General features: G+C 54.9%; 8 protein-coding genes and 1 pseudogene. 8 read left to right on the top strand and 1 reads right to left on the bottom strand.

What is annotated here, in order from left to right:
• The first annotated feature begins 77 nt into the window (after positions 1-77).
• The 6 genes from A6A04_RS14335 to A6A04_RS14310 all read left to right on the top strand — a co-directional run bounded on the left by A6A04_RS14335 (position 78) and on the right by A6A04_RS14310 (position 7,638).
• Positions 78-2,540: a DNA-primase RepB domain-containing protein gene (locus A6A04_RS14335; protein ID WP_068494029.1), complete on the top strand. Its 2,463-nt coding sequence runs from the start codon at positions 78-80 to the stop codon at positions 2,538-2,540.
• A gap of 566 nt (positions 2,541-3,106) precedes the next feature.
• Positions 3,107-3,562 (top strand): hypothetical protein, encoded by a 456-nt coding sequence (locus A6A04_RS22420; RefSeq protein ID WP_156612624.1) that lies wholly within the window; start codon positions 3,107-3,109, stop codon positions 3,560-3,562.
• A gap of 316 nt (positions 3,563-3,878) precedes the next feature.
• Entirely contained in the window at positions 3,879-4,580 is a 702-nt protein-coding gene (locus A6A04_RS21805; RefSeq protein ID WP_216636117.1) for an HNH endonuclease, read from the top strand.
• A complete protein-coding gene (locus A6A04_RS23630) occupies positions 4,577-4,870 on the top strand; it encodes an HIT family protein (RefSeq protein WP_407670272.1) in 294 nt (97 codons plus the stop codon). The genes A6A04_RS21805 and A6A04_RS23630 overlap by 4 nt, the downstream gene beginning before the upstream one ends.
• A 660-nt stretch (positions 4,871-5,530) precedes the next feature.
• Positions 5,531-7,216, top strand: a complete 1,686-nt coding sequence (locus tag A6A04_RS14315; RefSeq protein ID WP_068494031.1) for a methyl-accepting chemotaxis protein — start codon at positions 5,531-5,533, stop codon at positions 7,214-7,216.
• A gap of 20 nt (positions 7,217-7,236) precedes the next feature.
• Positions 7,237-7,638, top strand: coding sequence for a DUF1465 family protein (locus tag A6A04_RS14310; RefSeq protein ID WP_068494020.1), 402 nt, complete (start codon positions 7,237-7,239; stop codon positions 7,636-7,638).
• Positions 7,639-7,733: 95 nt separating this feature from the next.
• On the opposite strand, the gene A6A04_RS14305 is transcribed toward A6A04_RS14310, so the two are convergent.
• Positions 7,734-10,271 (bottom strand): hybrid sensor histidine kinase/response regulator, encoded by a 2,538-nt coding sequence (locus A6A04_RS14305; RefSeq protein ID WP_156612623.1) that lies wholly within the window; start codon positions 10,269-10,271, stop codon positions 7,734-7,736.
• A 182-nt stretch (positions 10,272-10,453) separates the two neighbouring features.
• Between A6A04_RS14305 and A6A04_RS14300 the strand changes: the two genes are divergently transcribed.
• Together A6A04_RS14300 and A6A04_RS22950 are read left to right on the top strand one after the other, a co-directional pair.
• Entirely contained in the window at positions 10,454-10,852 is a 399-nt protein-coding gene (locus A6A04_RS14300; protein ID WP_068494016.1) for a response regulator, read from the top strand.
• Positions 10,853-11,201: 349 nt separating this feature from the next.
• Positions 11,202-11,623 (top strand): annotated as a pseudogene (locus tag A6A04_RS22950) (hypothetical protein); the annotation flags it as partial.

Here is an 11,623-nt window from a genome sequence, read left to right as displayed (position 1 = left end):
CTCCGTCGCCCCTGGCCAGGCAACATCAACCATGCTTCACTAACATTCGATCTGGAGCCGCCATTGGGGGCCGGTCAGTGCATTTCCTCGAAATGGTCCAGCGCAACATTCCGCCGGACATCAACGGAAAGATTGTGATTGCTGCATACGGGCAGAATCCGACAACGGGAGAAGCCATTATCCCGCATGTCGAGCACTTCGCTCCTGGAGATGTGGCTGGACAAGCCAACGCCATCCGTCGAATGGGGGAAACCCCTCATGCGAACGTCTATATGTCACTTGCGATTATGCAACCCGACCTTGTGCGAGGAAAGAAGGGGAGCGAGCAAGACATTATCGGCCTCTTCGCTCTTTCGGTCGATTTTGACGACGAAGATGCTGAGAACTGGCAGAGGCGCTTGCTGGTTCCGCCCTCTTTTACCCTTGAAACCAGCAAGGGCCGATATCAGGCATTTTATGTACTCGACAAGATGCTTGGTCCGAAGGAGGCAAAACAGATTGCTACTTCCTTGGTCCAATCCGCAGATTCTGACCCATGCGGCAAGGATGTATGCCATGTATGGCGTATCGCTGGAACAATGAATAGGCCGAACAAAAAGAAGGTTACTGAGGGGCGCTCTCCCGATCCTCAGTTGGTCCGGACTGTCTATGAGAACTCGGACCAGCCTGCATCAACTGACCTTTTGAAGTATATTTTCCCTCCTGTTTCTCTTCCAGAGCCCAAAAAGACCAAACGCACTGAGCGGAAGCTACCTGACGACGTGCCAAACATTCCCGAGATGGATAACCCAGCCTCCATGCCGCCCACACTCATGGCAATGTTTGCAGAACCCATCCAAGAGGGAATGCGCTCAGAGCATATCGCAACGAGTTACTTCAAGGCACGAAGCGCCGGGTACAGCACCCGGCAAATCGGGGAAGCTTTCCTGGCAAATCCCAGCGGAGCTGCCTCTCGGTTTGAGGGATCAGAACCGCGTCTGTGGGCGGATATGAACCGTTTGAAAGCCAAGTGGGATTCGGATAACGACCCAGCCCGTCTCTTCGGTGATTCAGCCACCAAGAAACCCGTCGTGGTCGTGCGATCCACCGACCCTGAATCGACGGTCAGCGCCACCGTTGCCGCGATTGCCGGGGCGGGCCGCGACATTTACAGCCGGAGTGGCGTCACAGTTGCCGTAGTCACTGATCCGACCACTGGAACCACATCGACGCGGACTGTGCAAAAGGCACATCTCATTGAGTTGGCGTGTAGTGCGGCCACATTCGTTCAATCAAAACCGGGTGACGACACCAAAAAGGTGGTTCCTTGTTCCAGCCAGATTGCGGAAATGATCCTTGCACGCCCCAATTCTGGATTTCCTCCATTACGCGGCATTACGCCTTGTCCTATCATTGACCTGAAAACGGGCATTGTGACGGACAAGGCGGGGTATGACGCCGCCTCAATGCTCTACTTGGACACAGCCGACCTGAGGATGCCGCCTCTTCCCGATCCCAGCCGAGATGCCGCTACGACAGCACTTGGGCGGCTTGGTGGGCTGTTTCGCACATTTCCTTGGCGGAGCGATGTTGACCGCTCGGTGTGCCTTGCTGGGGCCATTACCGGCGTGATCCGCCCCAGCCTGCCGAAGGCTCCGGGATTTGGCTTCAATGCTCATGTCGCCGGTTCGGGCAAAACCTATGTGGTCGATACTCAATCCGTATTGGCATCGGGCGCAAAATGTATTCCCATCACGTATACAGACGCCGCAGAACTTGAAAAGCGTATCGGATCGCAGCTTATCGCGGGGATGCCGTACATCTTCATCGATAATGTCTCAAAGCCGATTGGGGGGGACTTGCTGAATCAGTTATTTACCTCAGAAAGTCTACAGCAGCGGGAACTGGGAGTGTCAGTAACTCACACCGTTTCAACTTGCGTATCGTTCTGGGCTACAGGCAACAATCTCACCGTTGAGGGTGACCTGACCAGACGCATATTGATTGCCACACTCGACCCCGGCTGTGAACGTCCTGAGTTGCGCGAATTCAGCAGTGATCCGGTAGCTGATGCCCACGCACATCGTGGGCAATATGTCGCCGACTGCCTGACCATTATCCGGGCCTATATCGCCGCAGGGAGACCGAGGCAGGCGGTTCCTCTCGGATCGTTCGAGGTATGGTCTGATACGGTGCGCTCCGCCCTCATGTGGCTGGGAATGGCTGACCCAATTGCGGTGCTTGAACGCTCCAGGGACGATGATCCCGAGTTGTCCAGTCATGCCGCTGTGATCGACGCGTTACGCCCAGTCATGATGGACAGTGCGTTTACCACAGCGGAGATTATTGGCTTGGTTCAGCCCAAAGCGTATAATCCCGCCATCAACCGGGATGAACTGCGCGAGGCGTTGCTGACGGTTGCCGGTGCTGGTGGTGCCGTAAACTCCTTGAGGCTTGGACGGTGGCTGGGCAGTCGCAAGGGCCGAATCGTCAACGGTCATCGGATCATCCAGGCGGGGAGTTCACATTCCGCAAAACGCTGGAAGATCGAGGCGGTGTAGGTTGCGCGAGGGGGGCACAACGGATGTGTTCCCTTTCCATTCGGGGAGTTTGGGGAGTTTGGGGGGAGTTTCCAGGCGCGATAACTCCCCGCTGAAACCCGCAGAAATACAGCGTTTTTAAGCAAAAGGGGAGTTTGGGGAGTTTCTTTTTCATTCCTGAGAGATAAAAGTCAGTGAAAATAAATAACGTTAATTACCGCTATTTATAAATTAGCCAATCGCGCATCCATCAAGATGTGTATAGAGCAGGCCGAAACAAACTCCCCAAACTCCCCTGAAGCAACGAAAGCCAGCATTCATGCGGGTTTGGGGCGGGGAGTTTGCCACGATTCAAACTCCCCTCTTGCACTGAATGGGGGCGGGCATCATTCTTTCGGTTCAGGTCAATGATCGGGGATGTGCTGGCCGATATTGAAATTGGAGGGCAGCGTTGCCCGCCTTGGGCCTGTAGGCTCGATTGGCGAATCCAAAAATGAGAGCAACGCCATGAAAAAATCTTCCGCATCGGCCAAAGTTGTTCAGATGATTCTGCAATGTTATTTGCGCTAGTATGAATTGGATCGATAATGATTTCTAATTTTTTAAAACTGTTGGTCACGCCCATCTTGACTCTAACTTTTTCAGTTGCGAGCGCGGCTCCAGTATCCGACTTGCCCCCCGCAGCGATCGTTCATCAACTGGTCGCAGATGGACATGATGTTCGAGGAATCAAATGCAAGCCTGGGGTCTGCTCTGCCGCAATCAGGGATAGTTTCGGTGTCGTCAATCAACATGCTGTGAACGCCGAAACTGGGAAAGCCGTCAAGAATGGCATCACCTCGCGTTTCGTCCACATGCCAGGACCAAGAGAAGTTAGTGCAATGGACGCAATGCTGGCGGTTGCCCAGGTTGGTCATTTCAATTTGATCTCCATCGAGTATCGAGGTGGAAACTATAATGTTTTGGCCAAAGATGATGCTGGCGAGGTCGGCCGGTTCAAGGTCAATGCTGCGACAAAATCTGTGGTTGAGATAGAAAAGTAGTGGCGTGTATGAGACATTTCGGAATATCTCCACCCGTACCGACTCGCCGTAATAGGCGGCGCATGCCATGGACCGCGCTGCTGACCCTCGTGCTGCTGGCTACCCCAGCCATCGCTGCCGATCTCCCCGCTGTGGGAACCCGCACCATTGGGAGCCAGACGTATCTCGTTGACCGCAACGGCAGCACCGTTGGGCAACTCAAAGAGCTATCCCCCGGCAACTGGCATATCACCGACAATCGCGGCATGACTGTTGGCAAGGTCCAGACGCCTCCAGGCTCACCCCCGCATGTGGCGGGCGCAATGGCGGTGCGGAGATGAGCGCATTCCAGCAACTGGTCACATTTATCACCAGCAAGATGCGCATGTCCCATATCTATCAGCCGGTCATGCTTCGCGTATTGCTGCAAAATGGTGGGCGTGCTTCGCGAACGGCTATCGCAAAGGCTTTCCTGAACGAAGACCGCAGCCAGATTGAATATTATGAAGCCATTGTTCGCGAGATGCCCGGACGGGTACTTGGCCAGCATGGGGTTGTTGAAAGGGATGGAGCCGATTACGTTCTTGCAGCCTCCCTCTCCAATCTTGCCGAGGATGAGCGGCAATCCCTGATCGAAATGTGCAACGGGAAACTTGCCGAGTATCTGGAGAAGCGGGGGCTTGCTCCTTGGCAGCACCGCAAAAAGTCATCCGGGTATATTCCAGGCAGCCTCCGCTATGACATTCTCCGCCGCGCCAAAGGGCGGTGCGAAGCTTGTGGAGTCAAAGCTGAAGAGCGGGCGATTGAGGTTGACCACATCATCCCCCGGAATAAGGGCGGGAGTGACGATCTCTCCAATCTTCAGGCCCTGTGCTATCGTTGCAATGCTGAAAAGCGTGACCGTGACGATACCGATTTCGCCGCTGTCCGAGCCAGCTATGAACACCGTGTCGCAGATTGTCTTTTTGCAATTTGCCATCAACTCGGATCATTGCCGAAAACGAACTGGCGTTTGCAATCCGTGACGGCTTTCCAGTGACGGATGGGCATACCCTCATTATCCCCCGTCGCCATGTTGCGGATTATTTCGATCTTCACCAGCCCGAACGGAACGCCGTCGAATCTCTTGTTCAGGATTGCCGCGCAAATATGATCCAAACGGATAAAGCCATCGACGGGTTCAATATCGGAGCCAATGCAGGGCAGTCTGCCGGTCAAACAGTCTTCCACGTTCACGTCCACCTGATCCCCCGTCGCACTGGTGACATGGAAGAACCAAAGGGGGGTGTTCGCGGTGTGATCCCAGGGAAGAGGGTTTATCAGGCATGATCGACATTTGGGACGTATCATCCATCCTTGCTGTCGTCGTGTTGGTGGCTGCGTGGTTCGTGCGCCGCTACCACATCGGCTGGAAGTGCGGGGGATGCAGCACCAAACCCGCTGCGACATGCAAGGAAAGCAGCGCATGTTCCAAGTCGGTGGGTAGGGGGGAGTCAAATCTCTAGCCGATCACTCCCCATTACCGACTCCCTGGTCAAATTCGCACGTCGCCGATATTCTATGGTAACTAACGTTAACTAACGATATGAGATGAATAATTTTAATCGTGAATTAAGATTAACAAGAGCCGAGCGAATACATGCGATTTATATTGCGTAGATATTTATCATGATAAATAACTTATTCATTGCAATATTTTTACTTACGGAAAACTTGATTGGCAACGATAGCGGAGATCGCGCCAAGGCATGGGGTGGCGATCCGCCGCGTCGAGGCCACCGACCGCTTTACCTCCGACAGCCGCCACTGGGCGGGAACGTCCGCTATGGCCCTGTTGTGCCATGTTCAGCCCTTCCAACCCATCCGCACGGTGGGCAGCCGTGAGCCTCACCTCTTCCCGCCCCCATTTACATCAGCTACATTAGTGATGGGAATTATTCTAGATGAAAATCGCCCTACACTTTCAATGTGGCTTCCCTGGGGGATGTGATGGATTTCCACTGGAACATTGCTCGGCGGCTGACCGCTCTGACCGCCATTATGCTGACGATCTTGATCGCCACCAGTGGGTTCGGCATTCACGGGTTGAGTCGAATGCACGACAGCTTCAAAGGGGTCGCCCAGGACACCACCAAGGCGCTTAGCGACCTTTCCGGGGTCGTCGATGCCCTCCATCGCATCCGTATCCGGACGGTCAGTGCCACGGTGGAGCGCGACTCTGCCAAGGTGGCGGCGCTGAGGGACGAGTTCAAAAAGCAGATGAGTGATCTGGACAAGGCGTGGGTGAGCTATGCATCTTCCCAGATGACTGCTCAAGAGGCGGCCCTGGCTCGGGACGCTGAGGCTGGGTTCAAGTCATATCGCGGCTACCTGACTGCCAATTGGGACCGCATCTCTGCCGGTGACCTGGAAGGTGCGCGGATCGATTTGCTGGGACCGGGAACAGACCAGTTTCGCAAGGCCGCCACTCCCCTCCGCAAACTGATGGACTACCAGCGAGAAGAAGCCAACGCGTCCTTCTTGGAGGGAGAGGCAAATTATGCATCTGATCGGACCGTCAGCTTCAGCCTCGTGGGCCTCGGCATCATTCTCGGCGTGGTGCTGTCGATCCTGATTGCTCGTTCGGTTTCCGTGCCCATTCATCAGATTACCTCAGTCATGCAGAGCCTTGCCAAAGGCGATATCTCAATCAACGTGTTCGGCACTGAGCGAAAAGATGAGACCGGGCAGATTGCCCGTGCGGTCGAGGTTTTCAAGCGCAATGCCATCGACAAATCTCGCGTCGAGGCAGAGGCAGCCGACGCTAAGCACCGGGCTGATCAGCAGCTTCGTTCGGAAATGCAGCGCTTAGCCGGAGAGTTCGAGTCCAGCATCGCCACAGTGGTGGACAATGTTGCAGGCGCATCTTCTGATATGGAACTGACGGCCCAAACCATGTCCTCTCTATCCGGGCAGGTTTCTGCCCAGGCAAATGCCGTGGCCGCCGCCTCGGAACAAGCAAGTGCCAATGTTCAGACCGTTGCCGCCGCCGCAGAGGAGCTATCCGCCTCGGTTTCGGAGATTGGTCGGCAGGTGAGCGATGCGGCACGCGTTTCACGCGATGCTGTTGATGAGGCGTCTCACGCGGATGCAATCGTCCATGGACTGTCTGAAGCGGTCGGACGAATTGGCGAAGTTGTCAAACTCATCAACGACATTGCAAGCCAGACCAACCTACTCGCCTTGAACGCGACCATTGAGGCTGCTCGTGCAGGTGAGGCTGGCAAGGGTTTCGCCGTGGTTGCCAACGAGGTCAAGAGCCTTGCCAACCAAACTGCACGCGCGACTGATGAAATCGCACAGCAGATCAATACCGTCCAGACCGAAACGGGTCGTGCCGTCGAGGCAATTCAAAGCGTTAATTCAACCATCGGCCGGATCGATGAAATTTCTTCGGCGATTGCATCTGCCGTAGAGGAGCAATCAGCGGCAACGCAGGAGATCGCCCGAAACGTGGAAGAGGCGGCTCGGGGCACCCAAGAGGTTTCCAGCAACATCGGCGGCGTCACATCGGCTGCCAGTGAAACCGGACAGTCCTCGGCTATGGTTCTCTGTGCTGCGCAGAAGCTGTCTTCGGAGTCCGCATCGCTCCGTCGATTGGTCGGAGATTTCGTCGCCAAGGTTCGCAATGGCTAATCAACCTGGGGAGACTGCCGATGCAGGACGCGGCTTTTTTTCGAGGAACGTTCGATGAGACCATGGGCCTTCTGGTCGAGGCTCGAAACTATATGCGGTACTGCGAACGTCGAGAACGGAAGCGCCTTGGAGACAATGTCGGCCTACGGCTGAACTGCGAGGCAATGCGCGTCACTTCCCGCCTGACGCAGGTTATGGCGTGGCTGATGGTGCAAAAGGCGGTTCACGCTGGTGAGCTGACCCCAGAGGAGGCTTTGGCCGAAGAGAGGCGTCTCACTTTTTCCGATGTATGCTTGGATCGAAGCGGTGAAGAGGACACCAACCTCCCTTTGGGATTTCGTAGACTGATGGATCGCTCTTGGCGCCTATTCGCACGGGTGGAACGACTTGAACAGCACATTATAAGGCGAATGCTGCACTGATTACTATACCGCCTCGGATGGCATTACCTTCAAGCCGGTCCCGCCCCAGGATGGTAGCAGTGGGTCAAATTGAGCCGCTGGACATGATGGGGTCGTTACTGCCGAACCGAAGGAAATCCGCTACCATCCACAACGGACTTTACGGCCTTCAGCACCGACGCCCACGCGACTTCCAAACTGTCTAACAGCAATATACTCCGCTCAATGTCGCCTTCTGTCAGCACCGCCTCAAGCTCGGCGGCAAGGAGATGCACCTCTGCGGCTTCAGCCATTCCGGCAGCGCTCTTCATAGTATGGGATTCGCGGATGGCCAGCTGGATATCTCCCTCAGCCACGGCCTTCCGCATGTCGCCGATGACATCCCCCCTGTCCAAGAGAGTCTTCAAAGTCTGGATATACAGCACCCTCATCCCCGCCACCCGCCGCAATCCAGCACGGATGTCGAGACCATCGATATGGTTCGGGAGATGGATACCCTCGCCGAGCAGTGCTACACTAGCCCCACCGAGCATTTGAGCGTCGCCCAAGCCGGTCACCCACTTGTGAATGATGGCGTAGAACTCGTTAGGGTCGAACGGCTTGCCGATGAAGTCGTTCATCCCGACGGCAAGGCACTCCTCTTTCTGTGCAGTCGAGGCATTGGCGGTCATGGCGATGATGGGCAGGTCGGCTAGAGCCTCCCTCTCGCGGATCAGCCGGGTCGCGGTCACGCCATCCATGTTGGGCATTCTCATGTCCATCAGGACGATTTCGTAATCTTTCACCACCGCTTTTTCGACGGCCTCCTTACCGTCGGCGGCGACATCCACCTCCATTCCCATAGCCGCCAACAATCCGACAACCACAGTCCGATTGGTAGGGTCGTCTTCAGCGAGAAGCACGTGCGTACCCCGCAAAATGGAATAGTCCTTCGCCTCTGAACCGGGTTGGGTAACCGACGTCCGCCGATCCGGGACTTCCGTCGGCGAGATCAATCCGTTCTCGGCGGATCGCCCGGTCAGCACGGTAAACCAGAAGGTACTTCCGCGGCCAACAGCACTTTCAACCCCCACCTCACCGTCCATCAGTTCCGCCAGTCGCTTGGCAATGGCCAGCCCAAGCCCCGTTCCTCCAAACTTGCGAGTAATCGAGATATCCGCCTGTTGAAACGGCTTGAACAGATCGGCCTGCTGCTCAGGCGTCAGGCCGATGCCTGTGTCGGTGACGGAGATGCGCAACAGCACGCCATCATGTTCGGCGGCCTCCGCTTCGCCCCTGACCGTGATACCACCCTGTTGCGTGAACTTGATTGCATTGCCCAGATAATTGAGCAGCACCTGCTCAATCCGCCGCGGGTCACCGACCAGCTTCTGGGGAACAGCAGGACCGAACTGAACGGAAACACTCAACTCCTTTGCCGTCGCATCATTCTTGACCTGTGCCACGGTGTCATCGACGACTTGAGACAGGTCGAATGGCACATTCTCAAGTTCCATTCGGTCGGCCTCGATCTTCGAGAGGTCCAGGATATCGTTGATGATGGCGAGTAGATGCTGAGCCGATTGCCCGACGCCCTCAATGTACTCGCGCTGCTTGGGCGCCAGATCGCCCATCAAGGCCAGATGCGTCAGGCCGATGATACCATTCATCGGAGTGCGGATTTCATGGCTCATGGTGGCCAGGAAGTCACTTTTGGCCCGGCTTGCGGCCTCCGCATGCAACTTGCTGTGTTCGAGTTCCACCCTGTACTTTTGAAGGTGCCAAAGAAGAAGAAACAGCGCGCTGATTACAACAAAGGAGGCGAGACTCAGCTTGGTGACAAACGCATACCATTCATTGAGAACTGCACTGGATACCTTGCTGACGCCTACTGCCAGAGGATAGTTGGGGACGACGGCAAAGCCGTAGAGCCGAACGAGACCATCGACTGCGGCCACCACTTCTTGTGATCCATAGGGATGATGAGCAATAAAGGTCAGGATTGGAGCACCTGGAAATTTCTGCCCCACCTGGACCGGCGGGTTGCGCGCCAGCAGAGTTCCGTCTAGGTGAAATACCACCGCAGTCGCGATTGGGTCCGGCGATGCCGTCCGCAGCAACTCGTCGATTACTTCGGTTTCCACGCCTGCCACCAACACCCCAGCGAAGCCGCCATCGGCATCATGCAGCGTACGCGAAATGGTAATGACACTCTTGCCGGTTAGTCGACCAACGACTGGGTGGCCGATTAAAAATTCTGCGCCTGACTTGTGGTGTGTAAAATAATCACGATCAGATATCTCAATGGACGGTTGCTTTTTGTCTATGGTTGAGGCAATCCCATGGCCGTTGCGATCAAAAGCCAGAACATAGCCAATTTGTGGAAATTTGGTAATTATCCCTCGTATATTATCAACTGCCTCTAAAGTGCTACTTCCCTCGGCAATCTCCGAAGCGTAGTGGGTCAGAATTGCATCGCTCTCTCGGATGATGGCGCTTATTTGCTCGGCCAGGAGACGGGCGGTGATCAGGTTTGCGGATTGAGCTTTTTCGACGCTACGTTGCCGTTCGACCCAAGCCGTATGGGTAACCCCGACGATCAGCAGCGCCATGACGATCAGGCTTGAAAACAGAAGTGTCAGTGATGGTCGGCTTAACGCAATGGAGTTTGCCAACTCTCCCCCCCCCACGCACGCGCTATCCAAGAACACCGAGCAAGCATACCTTAGTATGTTCTATTGGGCGATAGCGTCGACAGAAAGACCGGAGTCGGTCAGGTTGGGGCGGTTGGCCAATTCGAAGTTCATCAGTTAATTCGAGCATGGGGGGGTATCCCTCCAGATAGAAGGACCAGAGAATGCCAGAAAAAGCCAAACGTGCCGTCATCGTTGAGGACGCCCCTCAGATGCGGACATTGATCAAAATCGTCCTTGCCCAGTTCGGGATCAATGACGTCGTTGAGACGGAAGACGGTACCGAGGCCATGGAGGCTTTGAAGGAGGGCGGTGCTGACGTTATCATTATGGACTGGATGATGCCGGGGATGGATGGCATGGAATGCACCCGCCGCATCCGGGCCGGCCAAGACGGCATTGTTTCCAACATCCCCATTATCCTCGCCACTGGTGTGCAAGGTGAGAGCGCGGAAGCTATGGCGGCGGCGGCCGGGGCAAACCACTTCATCAGAAAACCATTCACAATCAAGGCGCTCCACCACGCTTTAACTTCTGCACTAGGGAGTGATAAGGGAACATAGCGCAGCAAATGGAGATACTGCTTCTAATATCGAACGACAGCAGTGGGTCTGGTCCAGCCGGGGCCCTAAGTGTGGCATCTGACGGCTCTATGCGTGACGGGATATCCACAAAAGAAAGCAAGCTTGGAGGTATAGAAATTATTTCTGAAGAATTAGCAGAAATGTTTTTAATCTTCCGGAGTCAGGCCACGTAAAGTTGATGTTTTCGAGATATTTGCCGGCAATTGAATGCGGATTTGAGAAAAGTTAGCTGCGCCTTTGACGCGAAACCTCACCATCTGGCGCGAAAGTGCTGTAAGGCAATGTGATGCGCTGAAATATTTTAATGCATCCAGAGTGTATGTCAAAAATGGCAAATTCTTCACAAATCACACCTAATGTTAATGCGCACGTCGCAATCGAAAATGCAGCGACCAGAAGGCTTATTATTTCGGTGATGCGTGAGTGTGGCTTTGTAGTTAAGGAAGAAACAAAAGATATCAGTCACGCCATGCTGCATCTCGAGCGTGGAAATGCATCAAATATAAATATCATTCTGTGCGATAAGCTTGGTGGAACTGGGCACCTAACGGTTTTGAAGCATGTACGTTGGGGGGAAGGGCAACCTCCTCAATCCCTTCCCGTAATCGCCCTGGATAACCAGTGGAGCGCCGATGAGCTAATCGCGGCAAGAGACGCAGGCATATCCGCTTCGCTCACCCTTCCCATAACCCGCCACTCGTTGCAAATGGCGATCACGGCTGCGATGACCACGCAGAAGGCTTTTATTTC

Origin of the sequence: Paramagnetospirillum marisnigri (assembly GCF_001650715.1) — a bacterium.
Lineage (GTDB): Bacteria > Pseudomonadota > Alphaproteobacteria > Rhodospirillales > Magnetospirillaceae > Phaeospirillum > Phaeospirillum marisnigri.
This window is presented reverse-complemented; position numbering and strand designations above follow the sequence as displayed.